Genomic DNA, 19,281 nt, shown 5'->3' on the forward strand with positions numbered 1-19,281 from the left:
TTCTAAGCCAACCTCCTGGTTGTTTTGGGATTTCCACATCCTTTCCCACTTAGCCACGAATTAGGGGCCTTAGCTGTAGGTCCGGGTTGTTTCCCTCTCCACGACGGACGTTAGCACCCGCCGTGTGACTCCCGCATATTGCTTTCGGGTATTCGGAGTTTGGTTGGGTTTGGTAAGACGGTAAGTCCCCCTAGCCCATCCAGTGCTCTACCCCCCGAAGCATTCATGCGAGGCGATACCTAAATATCTTTCGCGGAGAACCAGCTATTTCCCAGTTTGATTGGCCTTTCACCCCTAACCACAAGTCATCGGAGTCTTTTTCAACAGACACCCGTTCGGTCCTCCAGTGAGTGTTACCTCACCTTCAACCTGCTCATGGCTAGATCACTAGGTTTCGGGTCTAATACAACGAACTTGACGCCCTATTCAGACTCGCTTTCGCTGCGCATACGCCTATCGGCTTAAGCTTGCTCGTTAAATTAAGTCGCTGGCCCATAATACAAAAGGTACGACGTCACCCAGAACGTATCTTGGGCTCCGTCTGTTTGTAGGTGTCCGGTTTCAGGTCTATTTCACTCCCCTCGTCGGGGTGCTTTTCACCTTTCCCTCACGGTACTGGTTCACTATCGGTCGCTGAGGAGTACTTAGGCTTGGAGGGTGGTCCCCCCATGTTCAGACAGGATTACACGTGTCCCGCCTTACTCGTGGATACATCATCGCATTACCCGTACGGGGCTATCACCCTCTGAGGCCCTGCTTTCCTGACAGGTTCCGGTTGTCTTTGATGTATCACTGGCCTGGTCCGCGTTCGCTCGCCACTACTAACGGAGTCTCGATTGATGTCCTTTCCTCCAGGTACTTAGATGTTTCAGTTCCCTGGGTTCGCTTAAAACCTCCTATTTTATTCGGAGATTTCATACCTTCACTTGATAACTGGAAATCCAAAACCTCGCGGCTTGGTCTCAAACATTGCTGTTCAAACCCCAAGATACGAGATCTTGGAGTTCCAGCTATCGAAGGTGGGTTTCCCCATTCGGAAATCCGTGGATCAAAGCTTCTTCGCAGCTCCCCACGGCTTATCGCAGCGTAGCACGTCCTTCATCGCCTCTCAGCGCCAAGGCATCCACCGAACACCCTTAAGGCACTTGATTGCTCTCATTATCAATGTCCACACACTCGGCAGAATGTAGTCCGCACACTTGCCTCAAGATCGAAATCAAAAGGCGCGCACCCTCGATGAATGCTGCATGCGGCTGGACACTGATTAGAAAGACCAGCTTGCTTCGTAAGATCGAACCGATAGCGAGGCGGTCAAGCTTCGCTACAAAGATCATTTACAACTCAATCATCTTGCGATGAGCGAGCGCCGAAATGATCTGGAGATTAGGAATGAGATTCCGCAAATTGCTTTGCAGATCCCAAACTCGGATCGATCTCCTCTTTACGATGTCAGATATCACGCACGCCGCCGTCCATCCGGACTAGCGCGTGCGAATTGATGTTTCGCGGACGATTATTCGAGGCATCTCGATCTTCGATTTCATCTGGTGGAGCCAGACGGGATCGAACCGACGACCTCATGCTTGCAAAGCACGCGCTCTCCCAGCTGAGCTATGGCCCCGTACCAGAAGACGAATGCGTCTCATCGCGCTTCACGCGCGCTCGCCTTCGCTTGCGCCACGGCGCAGCAGCCCTCATTCAAGAAAGGCCTGCCGAGCCGAAGCTGCGTAGCAGCGAAGGCTGGTGGGCCTGGGAAGACTTGAACTTCCGACCTCACGCTTATCAAGCGCGCGCTCTAACCAACTGAGCTACAAGCCCCTAACGCTTTTCCTCAGTTGAGGATCAGGGGGCATGCTCGCGCGCAATCGGCTCGCGTCAATGCATCTGCACAGCGCCAAACCTTCGCACAGCGCTAAGCCCCTGGCGCGTGTTCGTCCGCGAAGAAAGAGAAACGAAGACGGCGAAATCCCGCCAATGCAGCTCAACAATCCTGACGATCGTTGGCCACTGATGTTTCTAAAACGATCCGATAGATAGCAAGCTATCTGAAGGATCATCCTTAGAAAGGAGGTGATCCAGCCGCAGGTTCCCCTACGGCTACCTTGTTACGACTTCACCCCAGTCGCTGACCCTACCGTGGCCGGCTGCCCCCTTTCGGTTAGCGCACCGTCTTCAGGTAAAACCAACTCCCATGGTGTGACGGGCGGTGTGTACAAGGCCCGGGAACGTATTCACCGTGGCGTGCTGATCCACGATTACTAGCGATTCCAACTTCATGGGCTCGAGTTGCAGAGCCCAATCCGAACTGAGACGGCTTTTTGAGATTTGCGAAGGGTCGCCCCTTAGCATCCCATTGTCACCGCCATTGTAGCACGTGTGTAGCCCAGCCCGTAAGGGCCATGAGGACTTGACGTCATCCCCACCTTCCTCGCGGCTTATCACCGGCAGTCTCCTTAGAGTGCTCAACTAAATGGTAGCAACTAAGGACGGGGGTTGCGCTCGTTGCGGGACTTAACCCAACATCTCACGACACGAGCTGACGACAGCCATGCAGCACCTGTCTCCGGTCCAGCCGAACTGAAGAACTCCATCTCTGGAGTCCGCGACCGGGATGTCAAGGGCTGGTAAGGTTCTGCGCGTTGCGTCGAATTAAACCACATGCTCCACCGCTTGTGCGGGCCCCCGTCAATTCCTTTGAGTTTTAATCTTGCGACCGTACTCCCCAGGCGGAATGCTTAAAGCGTTAGCTGCGCCACTAGTGAGTAAACCCACTAACGGCTGGCATTCATCGTTTACGGCGTGGACTACCAGGGTATCTAATCCTGTTTGCTCCCCACGCTTTCGTGCCTCAGCGTCAGTATCGGGCCAGTGAGCCGCCTTCGCCACTGGTGTTCTTGCGAATATCTACGAATTTCACCTCTACACTCGCAGTTCCACTCACCTCTCCCGAACTCAAGATCTTCAGTATCAAAGGCAGTTCTGGAGTTGAGCTCCAGGATTTCACCCCTGACTTAAAGACCCGCCTACGCACCCTTTACGCCCAGTGATTCCGAGCAACGCTAGCCCCCTTCGTATTACCGCGGCTGCTGGCACGAAGTTAGCCGGGGCTTATTCTTGCGGTACCGTCATTATCTTCCCGCACAAAAGAGCTTTACAACCCTAGGGCCTTCATCACTCACGCGGCATGGCTGGATCAGGCTTGCGCCCATTGTCCAATATTCCCCACTGCTGCCTCCCGTAGGAGTTTGGGCCGTGTCTCAGTCCCAATGTGGCTGATCATCCTCTCAGACCAGCTACTGATCGTCGCCTTGGTGAGCCATTACCTCACCAACTAGCTAATCAGACGCGGGCCGATCTTTCGGCGATAAATCTTTCCCCGTAAGGGCTTATCCGGTATTAGCCCAAGTTTCCCTGGGTTGTTCCGAACCAAAAGGTACGTTCCCACGCGTTACTCACCCGTCTGCCGCTGACGTATTGCTACGCCCGCTCGACTTGCATGTGTTAAGCCTGCCGCCAGCGTTCGCTCTGAGCCAGGATCAAACTCTCAAGTTGGACTTGAAACTTTAAACCGGCTGATCACAACGTTTGACGAGGTCCCACCATATATATCGCCGACGATTCACATCGCTGACGACGATGGTGTAACCTATAAAACGTGTACCGCCGAAGTCTTTCGTCCAGCCTCAACACTTCAATACTTGCGTATTCAAGTAATCGAGACTCGCAAGGACTCCGCCGTCCACGTTTCTCTTTCTTCATCTTCACTTGTCAAACAGCCCGGGATCGCAGGGACCCCCACCCTTCCATCTCTGGAAGGTTCCCGCAGACCTCACCCGACGACGAATAACAACCGATTGCTATCGGCTGTTGATTCACTCATCGCAATGAGGAGCTTACGGGGCGCGAATAAGATGCCTTGGCCTCGGGGCCAATGCATCGCCGCGCTCAGTGGCCGGGTTATAGGCCCGCCCGATCGGGGTTGTCAACGCCCATCGTCAACAAATTGTCGCATCAGGTGGAAGAATTTTGCGACGCCAAGAAGTCCCTATGTTTCGGGCCTTTGGCCGCACTTGAGCCACATTCCTGCGACGTTCTGACTATAAGGTATGCATTGAATCGCCGGGTGCCAGTGGGGGCTGCCGGTGTTCATCTTACCCGGGACAGGCGATCTCGATGAACCCGTCGCCTTTCCCACGCGGCCAGGAAACTTCGAGAGACCTGCTCACCATTGACGTTCGAGACTGCGGCCGGTCTTCTTCTGGCCTCTGATTCCCGAATTTCCATGCGTGCGGCAACGCCAGGCTCCGGAATCGCTCCCTAGAAAGAGAGCGGAACGTGGGGTCTGGATCGGGCGAGGGTCTTGTCGATGTCGATGGAATTTGGGGGGACACAGGGTTGAGCCAGAAGGCGCCACGCGGGAACGGCTATGGACGCGAGATCGGGATCATCGATCTCGGTCACGAGCCGCCACTTTCCGTTGATGGCTCCGAGGCCGCGGTGATCGATCGCCGCCGTGTCTCCGTACAATGGTTTAGCGGTACTATCCTGACCGGTCTGTGCGGCGCGGCCCTCATCGGCGGCGCCGTTTTTGCGTCGCTCGACGGCGAAATGACCTTTGCCAAGGTGCCGGAGCGTGTCGAAGGCGCATTGCGCGGGGCATTCGGCGCCAACGATCGCACCGCCACCCTGCACAAGAGCGACCGCCTGCCGCCGCCTGGCGAGTCCACCGCCTCGCGCAACGTCATGCGGGTATCGACGGTCACCCGCGTCGGGAACCGCGACGTGATGCGGGTGCGGCCGTTCGTCCGCATCTCCGGCAATCTGTCGATGACGACGAGCGATCTCAGCTCCAAGATCCCGCCGTTCAACGCCCAGCGCATGCTGACCGATGTTGGCACCACGACGCAGGCTGCTTCCGAAGATCCAAACAATCCCGAAGCCGTCGAACCCGACGCCGAGGTCTCCTTCGTTACCAAGGACCTCGCAACGGTGCTGCCAAAGGCGAAACTCGCCGCCGTGGTCGCGCTCGATGAAGTCTTGATGCGGGTACGAGATGCCGCGAGCTGGCGCGGCTCGGGCGGCGTCCGCTACACGGCGCTTGCCAATGCCGCGGCCGACGCCGGCGGCGTGCAGTCCGATCTCAAGCTCGCCTATGCCACCGAAGGCAACGTTTCCGATCCCTATGCCGGCTTTGAAACCCGCGTGGTGCCGGAAAACGTCACTCTGCTGCCGAAGACCAAAGACCAGATCACCGGCGGCAACCCGTCCGGCGAACGCGTTCACGTCGTGAAGAAGGGCGACAGCATCGCCTCGATACTGCGCGACCAGGGCGCGACACCCGATGAGGCCAGGGCGGTTGCGCTGACCCTTGGCGCCCGCGGCCGCGACGGCGGTCTGAAGGAAGGCCAGAAGGTCCGCGTCCTGATGGCGCCCTCGGGGCTCGGCCCCGCGGCCCGGCTGCAGCCCTATCGCGTGATCGTCGCCAACGAGACCACCGTCGAAGCCGTGGCCGCGCTTTCGGACGTCGGCAAATACGTCGCCGTCGACGTGCAGAGCATGAATACCGTTGCCGAAGCCGCTACCGGCAAGGAGGACGACGACGACGATGATGATGACGGCAGCGGTGTCCGGCTCTACCAGAGCATCTACGAGACCGCCCTGCGCAACAAGGTGCCGGCCGCCGTGATCGAGGACATGGTCCGCATCTATTCCTACGACGTCGACTTCCAGCGCAAGGTGCAGCCAGGCGATTCCTTCGACGTATTCTTCGCCGGCGATGACGAAGCCACACCCAGCACCGAAAAGACAGAGGTGCTGTTCGCCTCGCTCACCGTCGGCGGCGAGACCAAGAAATATTATCGCTTCCAGACCCCCGATGATTCCATCGTCGACTTTTACGACGAGACCGGCAAGAGCGCGAAGAAGTTCCTGGTGCGCAAACCCGTCAGCAACGCGATCATGCGCTCCGGCTTCGGCGGCCGCCGCCATCCGATCCTCGGCTATACCAAGATGCACACCGGCGTGGACTGGGCGACCCCCTACGGCACGCCGATTTTCGCCTCGGGCAATGGTGTGGTCGAGAAAGTCGGTTGGGAAGGCGGCTACGGCAAATACGTTCGCCTGAAACACAACAACGGCTACGAGACCGCCTACGGACACATGTCCGCCTTCGCCAAGGGCATGGAGCCCGGCAAGCGCGTGCGCCAGGGCCAGGTGATCGGCTTTGTCGGATCGACGGGCATGTCGACCGGCGCCCACGTCCACTACGAAATCCTGGTCAACGGCCGCTTCGTCGATCCGATGCGTGTCAAGCTGCCGCGCGGCCGTTCGCTCGAAGGCGGACTGCTGGCGAGCTTCGAAAAGGAGCGCGACCGCCTCGATGCGCAGATGAATAGTCGCGGCAGTTCGGCCCGAGTCTCCGACGCCGGCGGCGCCACGCCGCAAACACGCCAAGTCAGCCGCTGAACCTCTGCCGCTGAACCTCAGCCGCTGAACCTTCGACAAGATCTTGAAAATCGGATGTGGCTTGTCACGCCGCATGTCGGATCTATGGTCGCCGCCGCTGCGGGCGTCCGACAGTTTCGTTTGCCAAACAGCCCATCGGGACAAATACTGCCACCCACAAAAAAATCGTGGGAGGTTGCGTCATGACGAGCTGGCTTGCACTCGCAACGAGCGTTGCGGCAATCGTTATTGGAACCACGGCCGCCGCTTCGGCGCAGACCTATGAAGTTACCAGGCTGGTTCCGGGCTCGGCGTTTCATGGCGTGCACGGGCTAGGAGTCGACAAGGCCGGCCGCCTGTTCGCCGGCAGTGTCGCGGGCGCCGCACTCTACGAGGTCGACCGCAATAACGGCACGGCGAAGATTGCAGTCCCCTCCCCGGAAGGCATGTCCGACGACATAGCGTTCGCCCCCGACGGCACCATGGCGTGGACCGCCTTCCTCACCGGCGATCTCTATTCACGCAAGGGCGACGGCCCAGTGAAGAAACTTGCCTCCGGCCTGCCCGGCATCAACTCACTCGCCTACCGCAAGGACGGGCGGCTATACGCGACGCAGGTTTTCCTCGACGATGCGCTCTATGAGATCGACGTCGAGGGCGTCAAGCCGCCGCGCAAGATCATGGAGAAGATGGGCGGCCTCAACGGCTTCGAATTCGGACCAGACGACAGACTGTATGGCCCGCTCTGGTTCAAGGGTCAGGTCGCCAGGGTCGACGTCGACAAGGCCGAACTCTCCGTAGTCGCCGATGGCTTCAAGATTCCGGCCGCGGCCAACTTTGATTCCAAGGGCAATCTCTGGGTGGTCGACACCGCGCTCGGCCAATTGGTGCGCGTCGATCCGAAGACCGGCGCCAGGAAGGTCGTCGCGCAGCTCAAGCCCTCGCTCGACAACCTCGCGATCGACGACATGGACCGCATCTTCGTCTCCAACATGGCCGACAACGGCATTCAGGAGGTCGATCCGGAAACCGGCGCCGCCAAGCAGGTGATCATCGGCAAGCTGGCGCTGCCCGGCGGCATCGGCGTCGTCTCCGACGGGGGCAAGGATACGATCTACATCGCCGACGTCTTCGCCTACCGCACGGTGGATGGTGCGACCGGCGAGGTCTCCGAATCCTCCCGCATGCATGCCGATGGCGTAACGCTGGAATATCCGATGAGCGCCACCGCCAAGGGCGACGACGTCCTGCTGTCGAGCTGGTTCACCGGCACGGTGCAACTGATCGACCGCAAGACCGGCAAGACGAAGGAGATGCTCCACGGCTTCAAGGCGCCGCATGACGCGGTCAAGCTCGGCGACGGCAGCATCCTCGTCAACGAGCTCGGCAGCAAATCGCTGGTCCGCGCCAGCGGCGAGCACGGCAAGGACCGCACCGTGGTGATCAGCGGTCTCGAAGGGCCGGTCGGGCTTGCCGCCGGATCAGGCGACACGGTCTATCTGACCGAAGCTTTTGCCGGACAGGTCTCGAAGGTGGCAACCAGCGGCGAGAAGACCGTGATTGCCAAGGACCTGAAGATGCCCGAGGGAATCGCGATCGCGCCCGACGGCAAACTGATCGTGGCCGAGGTCGGCGCCAAGCGGATTATCCAGATCGATCCGAAGGACGGCACCGTCACCGAAATCGCCGCCAACCTCCCGATCGGCCTCCCCGCCGCGCCCGGCGGCCTGCCGAGCAACATCCCGACCGGCGTCGGCATCGGCGCGACCGGGGTGATCTACTTTTCGTCGGACCTGGAGAACGCGATTTACAAGGTGGTGAGGAAGTAGGCGCGCTAGACTAACGGCGCCGGCCCGTGCCGCTTGGCGATTGCGAGCGGGCGACGGGCCGGAGCGTCTAGCAAGCGCCGCTGGCGCAGACCAGAAAAACGATTCCCAGCGCCGTAAGACCGAATGCCACGGCCGCAAGCGGCAGCAGCATGTCGATGGCGGCCTCTGTGCCGTGAAGCCGGCTGCCCCAGACCACGAAGTCGCCCGTTCTCCAATCGCGCAGTGAAATGCTGTTCGGATCCCGCTCATGAGGCAACCGGTGCCTGCTCCAGACCAGGGACAGCAACCAAGGCAGCACCACGGCGACCAGCAGCAGGACACTCACCATCGCGAGCGGAAGCCCGATGTCGCTTTGGCGGTCGAACAAGATCCATGCCGAGGCAGCGAACCAAGCGACAAGGCCGACCGCGGCGCCGTAAACGCCGGGGTGCAACTGATCGAACACGCGGATCTTGCGGGCAACGAGTTCCCTGGTCATGAAAACTGCCTCCTGCCTTGGGACCGGCTCGGCCAACCCTGTGCCGCGACGAGGAAAAGCCAGCCAATCGCCGCACTCGCCAGGGGACTTCTTGCAGGGTTCCTGCTGAAACACGCTCCTTCGGGGAAGAACCGACGCCAACCACGCCGGTTTCGTTAAATTTTCCCAGCGCCAGCGGAACCGGCACGCGGTTATCCGGTTGATTTGCATAGGAAAACCTCCAATGGAGGCTGTCATGGAGAACTGGACGAACGCAAAATACTGTGACGTCGCAAACCTGATCCTTGGTGCTGTTCTTCTGCTATCGCCCTGGATATTTGGGTTCGACACCGGAAAGGTCTCCGCGAATGCTAATATCACCGGTCTCGTTATCGTGGTCCTTGCGGTCGCGGCACTGGCGGCATACGCGGTCTGGGAGGAGTGGTTGAACCTCGTGGTCGGACTTTGGGCACTGGTTTCGCCCTGGGTCCTCGGCTTCCAGGGAACCAACGCGATGACCGTGCATGTGGTGATCGGCGCGGCCGTGGCGATCCTGGCGGCGATCGAACTCTGGATGATGTCCCAGAACCCGCCTCGGCTGACGACAGGCCACTGAGGCCAACTTTTTCGATAAGCCGGCCCGGCGTTGGGCAAGTCTGCCCGGCGCCGGGTGGGTGGTGCACGGACTCGAACAGTGGGGCGAGGAGGGGTGGTGCGTCACTGCCCGGAATTTCAATATTGCACCTGTTGTTGCCAATCCCCATCCATACGCCTGGGTCGCGCGGCCGCAAATGGTGGCGATGACGACCTGCTGTCGAGCTGGGTTGCGGGCATGGTCAACTGATCGATCGCAAGTCTCATCGGCTGCCGCGGGAACCTGAATGGGGAGCGGCAATTGGAATGAGGATCGGCAAACCCGCGATGGAGGAATGTCATGGCGAACATGTCGGGATCCGAGCGCATTAGCCGGGACGCCATCATCAAGGCGATCGGCGACGTCGACGACGTGACCATTGCCAATATCATCGCAACCGGGGCAACGACGGACGAACTCGCCGAAGCCCAGGCGTGGATGGCTAATGACGAGCCGCTGCTCAATTCAGGCAGGCCGCTGGCAACGGGGCGGGTTCGCGAGCTCGTCGATATTCTCTCCGAACTCGAGCCCGACGACGATGACTACGACGCCGGGTCTGCCACCGGACCTTCCATCACTCAGGGCTGAGATGCCCCGGCGCGCGCGGTGCGGCCGGAGCACATCCATTTGAGGTCAGTTCAGCTTCCGCTTCGGCACCGGCGCCTCGAACTGCGCGATCTCGGCAGTCTGAGGCGCCTTGCCGTTGAACGTCAGCACGTTGCCTTCGCTCGAGATCACGACGCGATCGCCGTCAGCCACCTCACCGGCGAGGATCATCTCGGCCAGCGGGTCCTGCAGGTTGCGCTGGATCACCCGCTTCAGCGGCCGCGCGCCATAGGCGGGATCCCAACCCTTGGCGGCCAGCCAATCGCGCGCCGCGGCATCCAGCGTCAGCGTGATCTTGCGATCTTCCAGCAGCTTCTGGAGACGAGCGAACTGGATCTCGACGATCCGGCCCATCTCGCTCTTCTGCAGGCGGTGGAACAGGATGATCTCGTCGACGCGGTTGAGGAATTCGGGCCGGAAATGCGCCCGCACCATGCCCATCACCTGCTCGCGCACCGCTGATGTATCCTCGCCCTCCGGCTGATTCACCAGGAATTCCGAACCAAGGTTCGAGGTCATGATGATCAGCGTGTTGCGGAAGTCGACGGTGCGGCCCTGGCCATCGGTCAGGCGGCCGTCGTCGAGCACCTGCAAGAGCACGTTGAACACATCAGGATGCGCCTTCTCGATCTCGTCGAACAGCACCACCTGATAGGGCCGCCGCCGTACCGCTTCGGTGAGCGCCCCGCCCTCGTCATAGCCGACATAGCCGGGAGGCGCGCCGATCAGCCGCGACACCGAGTGCTTTTCCATGAACTCGGACATGTCGAGGCGGACCATCGCAGTCTCGTCGTTGAACAGGTATTCCGCCAGCGCTTTCGTCAGCTCGGTCTTGCCGACGCCGGTGGGGCCGAGGAACATGAACGAGCCCATTGGACGGTTCGGGTCCTGCAAGCCCGCCCGTGAGCGGCGCACGGCGGTTGCCACCGCACGCACGGCTTCCGCCTGGCCGACCACGCGCTTGCCGAGCGAATTCTCCATTTTCAGGAGCTTGTCTCTTTCGCCCTCCAGCATCTTGTCGACGGGAACGCCGGTCCAGCGCGACACCACCTGCGCGATGTGGTTGGCCGTGACTGCCTCTTCCATCATCTCGCCGACATCCTCGCCGACATCCTCCTTGGCTTCGAGCTCGGCGAGCCGCTTTTCCAGCTCGGGAATCTTGCCATAGGCGAGTTCGCCCGCGCGCTGGAACTCGCCGCGGCGCTGCGCATTGGCGAGTTCGATGCGCAAGGCATCGAGTTCGCTCTTCAGCTTTTGGGCGTCGGAGAGCTTGTTCTTTTCCGCACTCCAACGCGCCGTCAGCGCCGCCGATTTCTCCGAGAGGTCGGCCAGCTCCTTCTCCAGAACCTGCAGGCGGCTCTTGGAGCCGGCGTCGGTTTCCTTCTTAAGCGCCTCCTGCTCGATCTTCAGCCGGATGATTTCCCGGTCCATCAAATCGAGCTCTTCCGGCTTCGAATCGACCTGCATCTTCAGCCGCGCCGAAGCCTCGTCGACCAAGTCGATCGCCTTGTCGGGCAGGAAACGGTCGGTGATGTAGCGGTTCGACAGCGAAGTCGCCGCAACAAGCGCGGAATCGGTGATGCGCACGCCGTGGTGCTGTTCGTATTTGTCCTTCAGCCCGCGCAGGATCGAGATCGTGTCCTCGACAGTCGGCTCGGAGACGAAGATCGGCTGGAAGCGCCGAGCCAGCGCCGCGTCCTTTTCGACGTGCTTGCGGTATTCGTCGAGCGTGGTCGCGCCGATACAGTGCAGCTCGCCGCGCGCCAGCGCCGGCTTCAGGAGGTTAGACGCATCCATCGCGCCATCCGCCTTGCCGGCGCCGACGAGGGTGTGCATCTCGTCGATGAACAGGATGATCGAGCCTTCGGCCGCGGTGACTTCCTGCAGCACGGCCTTCAGCCGCTCCTCGAACTCACCGCGGTATTTGGCGCCCGCAATCAGCGCCCCCATGTCGAGAGAAAGCAGCTTCTTGTCCTGCAGGCTCTCGGGCACGTCGCCGTTGAGGATGCGTAGCGCCAGGCCCTCGACGATGGCGGTCTTGCCGACGCCAGGTTCGCCGATCAGCACGGGATTGTTCTTGGTGCGGCGGGAGAGCACCTGAATGGTGCGGCGGATTTCCTCGTCGCGGCCGATCACGGGATCGAGCTTGCCGTCGCGCGCCGCCTGCGTGAGGTCGCGGGCATATTTCTTCAGCGCGTCATAGGTGTTTTCGGCCGTGGCGCTGTCGGCGCTGCGGCCCTTGCGTAGCGCTTCGATCGCCGCATTGAGGCTTTGCGGCGTGACGCCGCCCTTGCTCAGAATGGTGCCGGCCTCGCTGCTCTTCTCCAGCGCCAGGCCGAGCAGCAACCGCTCGACCGTGACAAAGCTGTCGCCGGCCTTCTCGGCGGCCCTTTCCGCCGCGTCGAAGGCGCGCGCAAGATCAGGAGCAAGATAGATCTGCCCGGCGCCGCTTCCGGAAACCTTCGGCAGCTTCTTCAGCGCGTCTTCGGTCGCCCTGAGGATGGCGCGGGAGTTTCCGCCGGCGCGGTCGATCAGACCACCGGCAAGCCCTTCGCTATCGTCCAGCAGCACTTTCAGCATATGCAGCGGCGAAAACTGCTGGTGCCCGTCGCGCATGGCCAGCGATTGCGCAGACTGGATAAAGCCGCGCGCCCGCTCGGTGTATTTTTCAATATTCATATCGTTTGCTTCCCTCGGCATGCCGTTCCCACCCCTGAGGCATGATTACGGCATCTTCATTGGGTATCCGCAGGCTGCATTGACTTTCCTCAACCGGCCGCGGTCGTCGCCTGCATTTCAGGCTTGCCTCGAATGTGGGCACGGCCGGGCAAAACGGAAGGGGCCCAGCCGCAAATTCGGAGTTGTGGCGAAGCGTTAGAGAATCCCTTAAGAAGCCGCATGCCTAGCACCGCCAAGATCGCCGAAATCTACCGCTATCCCGTCAAGGGCCTGACCCCGGAGCAACTGACCCGGACCGAACTCAGGCCGGGACAGACCTTGCTGGCCGACCGCCGCTACGCCATCGAGAACGGCCCTTCCGGCTTCGACCCGGCTGAGCCGAAATGGCTGCCGAAGCCGCATTTCCTGATGTTGATGCGCGACGAATGGCTGGCGGGGCTCCGAACCCATTTCGATGATGCGAGCAACATCCTCTCGATTAACCACAACGGCGAGATCGTGGCCCGGGGCAATCTGGCGACCCCTGAAGGGCGGCGGACAATCGAGAACTTCTTCGCCACAACCTTTGCCGGCCAGATCAAGGGGCCGCCGAAGGTGCTCGAGAGTCCCGGCCACAGCTTTTCGGACGTCGCCCGCAAGGTCGTTTCGATCATCAACCTCGCAAGCGTCCGCGCCATCGAGAACCTAGTCGGCGCGCCGGTCCATCCCCTTCGCTTCCGCGCCAACCTCTATATCGAGGGCTGGCCGGCCTGGCACGAATTCGACCTCGTCGACCGCACGCTGGCGATAGGCGATGTCAGACTGAAGGTGGTGAAGCGCATCGTCCGCTGCGCCGCCATCAATGTCGATCCAGATACCGCCCAGCGCGACCTTACCATCCCGCAAGCGCTGCAACGCCGGCTTGGCCACGGCGACTGCGGCATCTATGCCGAGGTGATCACCGGCGGCACGATCAGCGCCGGCGATACGATCGCGGCGGAGCAGCCGGAATTGTTGTGAAGTAGCTCCCGGGCCTATCCACGTCATTGCGAGCGCAGCGAAGCAATCCATTGCCGCCTCGTACGCGGAAAGATGGATTGCTTCGCTGCGCTCGCAATGACGTTGTGATAGCAGCCCAACACACCATCGTCATCCCCGCGGATGCGGGGAAAACAGGATGATCAGAATGACGATTTCGGCCTTCCGCATCTCAGGGTCCCGATCGAAATCATCAATCGACACGAGCTATTGCTCATCGACTTTAGCGTGTGCCGATGAGCGTTCGCAAGTTGTCCCGTCAGAAGCAGCATTCAGTTCGTAGGATGGGTGGAGCGAAGCGATACCCATCATGCCGATGGCATACGCTGCAATGATGGGTTTTCGCTGCGCTCTACCCATCCTACGAAAGACACGTGTCCGCAATCTCGCGGCGAGATGCGTGGGGCTTTGCAAAATGATTCGCCCACCGAACAAGAGGGCACAGGCAGACTTTGGAACACCACCCGCGTTTCAGCGCGTAGAGAGCGGATTAGCCGAAGGCGTAATCCGCCGGCGGATCTCGGAAAAGATGGCGGATTACGCTGCGCTAATCCGCCCTACGGGCTGCGCACCTTTCTGATGCACGGATCGGATACCGGCCGCTCATCAAAGGCCTCCTCGCGGTACGAAGAAGCAAAGCTCAACTCCCGTGTGTCGGTTAATGAACAGCACGGGGGTGCGATCAGGGGTATCTTCTTCCTTTATAATGTCGGGTGGAATGATTTTCCACTCGCCATCTTTCAGGTATTGCCACTGATCTGAGCGATCTTCACCAACCCTGAAACGGGTCTTGAATACGTCGCCGTTGTTGCAGCAGGATTTCCAGGGAACACCAAGTCGCTGCCGTGCGGCCGGGTTCATTTCCTGCCTGTTGAACCACTCGTGGTTCGGCATCGACGGGTCGTGAGCGTCAACTCGAACGGGAAACAAGACAAGAAGACCGAAGATCGTCAGTACGCGACCGAACGCTTTCATGGCAGCCTCCGTTATGGACTGTCACCAAATCCGCGAATCATACGAACTGTCCGGCAGCTAATCAGGCCACACTCAGAGGAAAATGAAATCTCATTTCTGAGTGATCTTCTCATTTTAGCAGGTCTGTTGTTTTTCTGTTCGTCTAGACCGCCAAGCGCATCCGCAAAATTCTCCGCTTCCAATGATGCTCATTGCGCGCCGGAGCCGTCCAAGCAAAAAGACGTGTGGCGTTCCGTCTTCGCATCAAGTGAGCGTGAGACGTGAGGTAGTTCACATTTGATAATCGCGAGTTGATCTAAGGCCGTCGCAAACCCGGTTTCGGGAGTGGTGCGATGCTCTTGTTCAACACCCAAAGCCATTGGCGGGGAATGGGCACCGCCGTGGTGGTCGGGCTTTTCACCTTGCTCGCACTTGCGTTCGCCGTTGTCAGCTACGTGGAATGGTCGTCGAACGTTGCCGTAGCCGAGTTCATGAGTGCGATCGAGTCATCGGCATCTGATCCGAACCATTCCAGCGACTCTTCAGCTAGGATTCAGCCCCGTAACGGACGAACCGGCTGCCCCAAGGGTAAGAGGCCGCTACCAACTCAACTAATGCCCTTGCCCTGATCTAAAGGTCAACTCGACTCGTGCGCCTACGGCGTGTTCGTCCGCGACGGGACAGATTTCATCCGCGACCGATAGGTTCGACCGGAGTACGGTAGAGCTCGTGACTGTCTGCGTCGGTGACACGCACGGCACATCCGGTCGAACACAGCTCGGGACGAACGATGCGAAGCTCGCTCGCGAGGTTATCAGCCTTATCGATCGCGTTTTCCGTGTTTTCGAGAAACATGCCGCCCTGGTTTTTGAACTCTGCGCCGATGACAAGATCAAAATTGAAGTATGGCATTGCAGCCCCCTGCCAAGTTCCAACCCACACGGAATCTAACCTGAGTCTGGTTGGTTCCTTCGTTACAACTCTGCTGCTGAAATCTGATTGTGGCCGGCTGTTGCGTTTCGGTACCGCGACCGCACCGATGATAAACTCCGCGAAACCCATCGCCGGTGTGAACGGAGATATTGATGGGTATCGCTTCGCTCCACCCATCCCGTGAAAAACAACGTCCGCTTTAGAGGCATAATAACGGAACCTTGAGACCGATCACCCGGAGTTGTGACCAAGATCATATGGTGCCTTCGACTTCCGGCGCATCGTTCCGGCGCATCGTAATGGCGTTATCGATATCCGTTTGAGGTCCGGATGCACTGCACGAATTGCGCAGCCGAAGTCCCGGAGCAAAGGAAATTCTGTGGGCAATGCGGAGCGGCGGTAGTGCGGCGTTGTCTGGCCTGCGGCGCGGCAAACCCGGCCCTAAACAAGTTTTGCGGCGACTGCGGGATCAAATTGCGCGTGGATTCTCCGCCGGTAGTACCGACGGCACGGGACTCGCGCCCGATCGAGCGCCGGCAACTTACGGTGCTGTTCTGTGATCTGGTCGGATCGACTGCGCTCTCCGCGAGGCTCGATCCCGAGGACTTCAGCGCAATCATCGCCAGCTACCGGCGCTGCATTACTGAAACCGTTGCCCGCTTCGACGGCTTTGTCGCGCGACATCATGGGGACGGCGCGATCGTATGCTTTGGCTATCCTCAGGCACACGAAGACGATGCGGAGCGCGCCGTTCAAGCCAGCCTTGCACTGGTGCAGGCGATCGCCGCCTTGCCCGCGAAAGAGAAGTTGAGCGCGCGCGTCGGTGTTGCAACGGGCGTAGCTATTGTAGGCGATATGTCGGATAGCGCGATTTCCGAGGAGCATGGCATCCTCGGCGACACCCCGAATCTTGCCGCCCGACTGCAATCGCTCGCACAACCCGGCGGCGTTGTTATCTCGGGTCGCACAAAGACGATCGCGGGACCGCAATTCGAGTATCTCGATCTCGGTAAAGTCGAGATCAAGGGTTTCGTAAAACCAGTCGCTGCTTGGCAAGTCGCCGGCAAGACAACGGTGACCAGCCGATCGCACGCTCTCCAAAGCTGCGCTGTACTGCCGCTGATCGGCCGTGATGAAGAAATGGAGCTAGTTCTGAGTCGATGGAAGCGGGCCAAGAGTGGCCAAGGTCAGGTGGTGCTGCTTTCTGGTGAAGCGGGGATCGGCAAATCACGGCTCACCGTCGCGCTGCTGGAACAGCTTGCTCGCGAGCCGCACATTCGCGTGCAGTACTTCTGCTCGCCGCAGCATACCGACAGCACGCTCTATCCGGTGATCGGCGAGATGTGGCGCGCCGCTGGCTTTGCTCACGATGACAGCCAGCAAGTGAAAACGGACAAGCTTGACGCGCTGCTGGCGCAAAGCTCGACGCCTTCGGAGGATGCGGCGCTGTTTGCCGAAATGCTGTCGCTACCCAGCGATGGACGCTACCCTCCGGTTGAAGTCGAACCGCAGCTCCGCCGTCAGAAAACGCTGAAAGCTCTTGGTTCGCACATCGAGGCACTGGCGCGGATCAATCCCGTGCTGATGATTTTCGAAGATGCGCATTGGACCGATCCAACCAGCCTCGAATTCTTCGCCCGGGCGGTGGACCTGGCCGTGAGCCACCGGCTCTTGATACTTGTTACTTTCAGGCCGGAATTCAGCCCGCCCTGGATCGGACGGCCGCATGTGACTGAGCTTACCCTCAACCGGCTGGCGCCGTGCGACATCCATTCCCTGATCGAGGGAGTCGCCGGCAACCGATCGTTGCCGGCGGACATCCGCCAGGACATCATCGAGCGTACCGACGGCATTCCGCTGTTCGCCGAGGAGATGACCAAGGCAGTGCTGGACGCAGAGGGTGAGAGTGATGTGCAGCGGGCCTGCGCAGGGGCACCAACGCCTGTCGTGGCGGTTCCGGCAAGCCTGCAGGCGTCGCTGATGTCGCGGCTCGACCGGCTCGGCCCGGCGAAGGACGTGGCGCAGGTCGGCGCGGCGATCGGCCGGGAATTTCCGCACATGTTGCTGGCGGCGGTCGCGCGAAAGCCGGAAGCGGAATTGGATGCCGACCTCAACCGGCTCATTGCGGCGGGTTTGTTGTTTCGACAGGGCATCCCGCCGCATGCGTTCTACCTGTTCAAGCATGCGCTTGTGCAGGACGCAGCCTACAGTACGCTGCTGCGAGAGCCGAGGCGCGCGCTGAACGCGCGTATCGCCGAAATCCTTGAAAGTCAGTTCCCAGAAATAGCCGAGAGCCAACCCGAGCTGCTCGCGCGTCACTACACAAAGGCCGACCTGATCGCGAAGTCAGCGCGTCTGTGGGGCAAGGCGGGACTGCGGTCACAGGAGCGCTCGGCGCTCGTCGAAGCCGCCGAACAGCTTGGCCAGGCGCTGGCGCAAATAGCAACCTTGCCCAGCGCGCCCGACCTGCGGCGCGAGCAGATCATTCTGCAAGTCGCGCTCGTGAACACGCTCATGCATGTCAAGGGATATGGCGCTCCCGAAACCAAGACCGCCGTGGCGCAGGCCAGGGCGTTTATCGAACAAGCGGAACAGCTTGGAGAGCCGCCCGATGATCCTTCGCTGCTCCTCTCAGCCCTCTTTGGCCAGTGGATCGTCAACTTCATAAACTTCAATGGTGACGTTGCGCGCGAGCTCGCAGCGCGGTTTCTGGAGCTTGGCGAGAAGGAAGGAGCGACGGTCCCGCTCATGATCGGACACCGTACCATGGCCAGTACGCTCGCGTTGAGGGGGGATCTCGTTGAGGCCGAGGCGCACTACAATGAAGCGCTCGCTCTCTATCGCCCCGCCGAGCACCGGCGATTGATGACGCGATTTGGCCAGGACCTACGCGTAACGTGTTTGGCCTTTCGTTCAATGGCCTCGTGGCTGCTCGGCTATCCCCAAGCTGCGCTGAACGACGCAGACTGCGCGCTAATGGAAGCGCGCCAGATTGAGCATGCTGCCACTCTGATGTTTACGCTGAATTTCCCGATTCTTGTTAATACCTATTGCGGGAATTACCACTCGGCAAACGAGCATCTCAAAGAGCTTGTCGCGCTGGCGGAGGAGAAAGGTGCCCCGTTCCGAAAAGCGGAAGGCGTGCTACGGCGGGGCTATATCCTAACCCTCACAGGAGCCGCGAAAGCCGTCGAGACCGTCACGGCGGGTATTGATTTATGGCGATCGGCCGGATCGACGATATTTACACCAGAGCAGGAGTTCATGCTGGCAATCGCCTATGCGGATTCGGGCCAATTCGATGATGCCTGGCGCTGCATCGGCAACGCAATGACGGCGATGCGAACAACCAAGGAAAGATGGTGCGAGGCTGAGGCTCATCGCGTTGCCGGCGAAATCGCGCTCAACTCGCCGCAGCGGGGCGAGGCGAAGGCGCAGGCGTATTTCGAGCATTCCCTGACGATTGCGCGAGCGCAGCAGGCAAAGTCGTGGGAATTGCGTGCGGCCATGAGCTTGGCGCGGCTCCTGAGCGATCAGGGCAAACGGCAAACGGCACGTGACCTTCTCGCCCCCATCTACGATTGGTTCACCGAAGGTTTTGACACAAGCGACCTTCGAAAAGCCAAGGCGTTGCTCGGCGAGCTTCGTTGATAAAGGCCACGGACAACGCCGGTGTTTTTGCTGTATAGTTCGGCATCCAGACGAATGGGATGCCTACCTTGGGGCTG

10 protein-coding genes, 2 tRNA genes and 2 rRNA genes (1 of these 14 cut by a window edge) are annotated in these 19,281 nt (G+C 60.1%); 6 read left to right on the forward strand and 8 right to left on the reverse strand.

All coding sequences use genetic code 11. The annotated features are described in order from the left end of the window. The 4 genes from GWE18_RS21515 to GWE18_RS21530 form a co-directional block, all read right to left on the reverse strand. Positions 1-1,151: ribosomal RNA gene (locus GWE18_RS21515) — 23S ribosomal RNA — on the reverse strand; it reaches 1,695 nt to the left of the window's first position. A gap of 394 nt (positions 1,152-1,545) precedes the next feature. Beyond that, a tRNA-Ala gene (locus GWE18_RS21520) sits at positions 1,546-1,621 on the reverse strand. 120 nt (positions 1,622-1,741) lie between these two features. Next, a tRNA-Ile gene (locus GWE18_RS21525) sits at positions 1,742-1,818 on the reverse strand. Positions 1,819-2,063: 245 nt separating this feature from the next. Beyond that, positions 2,064-3,552 (reverse strand): 16S ribosomal RNA (locus GWE18_RS21530). Together the 16S and 23S rRNA genes with 2 tRNA genes alongside form the textbook arrangement of a ribosomal RNA operon. 843 nt (positions 3,553-4,395) lie before the next feature. Here GWE18_RS21530 and GWE18_RS21535 point away from each other — a divergent pair. Together GWE18_RS21535 and GWE18_RS21540 are read left to right on the forward strand one after the other, a co-directional pair. Then, entirely contained in the window at positions 4,396-6,465 is a 2,070-nt protein-coding gene (locus GWE18_RS21535; protein ID WP_275187846.1) for a M23 family metallopeptidase, read from the forward strand. A gap of 182 nt (positions 6,466-6,647) precedes the next feature. Further along, positions 6,648-8,273: a hypothetical protein gene (locus GWE18_RS21540; RefSeq protein ID WP_275187708.1), complete on the forward strand. Its 1,626-nt coding sequence runs from the start codon at positions 6,648-6,650 to the stop codon at positions 8,271-8,273. A 67-nt stretch (positions 8,274-8,340) separates the two neighbouring features. On the opposite strand, the gene GWE18_RS21545 is transcribed toward GWE18_RS21540, so the two are convergent. Beyond that, positions 8,341-8,751, reverse strand: a complete 411-nt coding sequence (locus GWE18_RS21545; RefSeq protein ID WP_275187709.1) for a hypothetical protein — start codon at positions 8,749-8,751, stop codon at positions 8,341-8,343. Between the two features lie 235 nt (positions 8,752-8,986). Here GWE18_RS21545 and GWE18_RS21550 point away from each other — a divergent pair, with 235 nt between their 5' ends. Next, complete coding sequence (locus GWE18_RS21550; RefSeq protein WP_275187710.1) at positions 8,987-9,346, forward strand: SPW repeat protein; 360 nt, start codon at positions 8,987-8,989, stop codon at positions 9,344-9,346. 318 nt (positions 9,347-9,664) lie between these two features. Further along, positions 9,665-9,952 carry a hypothetical protein gene (locus GWE18_RS21555; RefSeq protein ID WP_275187711.1) on the forward strand — a complete coding sequence of 96 codons (288 nt, stop codon included), beginning with the start codon at positions 9,665-9,667 and terminating at the stop codon, positions 9,950-9,952. A gap of 45 nt (positions 9,953-9,997) precedes the next feature. On the opposite strand, the gene clpB is transcribed toward GWE18_RS21555, so the two are convergent. Beyond that, positions 9,998-12,649 (reverse strand): ATP-dependent chaperone ClpB, encoded by a 2,652-nt coding sequence (gene clpB, locus GWE18_RS21560; RefSeq protein WP_275187712.1) that lies wholly within the window; start codon positions 12,647-12,649, stop codon positions 9,998-10,000. Positions 12,650-12,868: 219 nt separating this feature from the next. Here clpB and GWE18_RS21565 point away from each other — a divergent pair, with 219 nt between their 5' ends. Further along, complete coding sequence (locus GWE18_RS21565) at positions 12,869-13,648, forward strand: MOSC domain-containing protein (RefSeq protein WP_275187713.1); 780 nt, start codon at positions 12,869-12,871, stop codon at positions 13,646-13,648. A 624-nt stretch (positions 13,649-14,272) separates the two neighbouring features. Here the strand turns inward: GWE18_RS21565 and GWE18_RS21570 are convergent. Both GWE18_RS21570 and GWE18_RS21575 read right to left on the reverse strand, forming a co-directional pair. Beyond that, a complete protein-coding gene (locus GWE18_RS21570) occupies positions 14,273-14,641 on the reverse strand; it encodes a hypothetical protein (protein ID WP_275187714.1) in 369 nt (122 codons plus the stop codon). A gap of 666 nt (positions 14,642-15,307) precedes the next feature. Then, positions 15,308-15,532 (reverse strand): hypothetical protein, encoded by a 225-nt coding sequence (locus tag GWE18_RS21575; RefSeq protein WP_275187715.1) that lies wholly within the window; start codon positions 15,530-15,532, stop codon positions 15,308-15,310. 351 nt (positions 15,533-15,883) lie between these two features. Between GWE18_RS21575 and GWE18_RS21580 the strand changes: the two genes are divergently transcribed. After that, complete coding sequence (locus tag GWE18_RS21580) at positions 15,884-19,204, forward strand: adenylate/guanylate cyclase domain-containing protein (RefSeq protein ID WP_275187716.1); 3,321 nt, start codon at positions 15,884-15,886, stop codon at positions 19,202-19,204. Positions 19,205-19,281: the final 77 nt, after the last annotated feature.

This window comes from Bradyrhizobium sp. CSA112, from assembly GCF_029051645.1.
Taxonomy (GTDB): domain Bacteria; phylum Pseudomonadota; class Alphaproteobacteria; order Rhizobiales; family Xanthobacteraceae; genus Bradyrhizobium.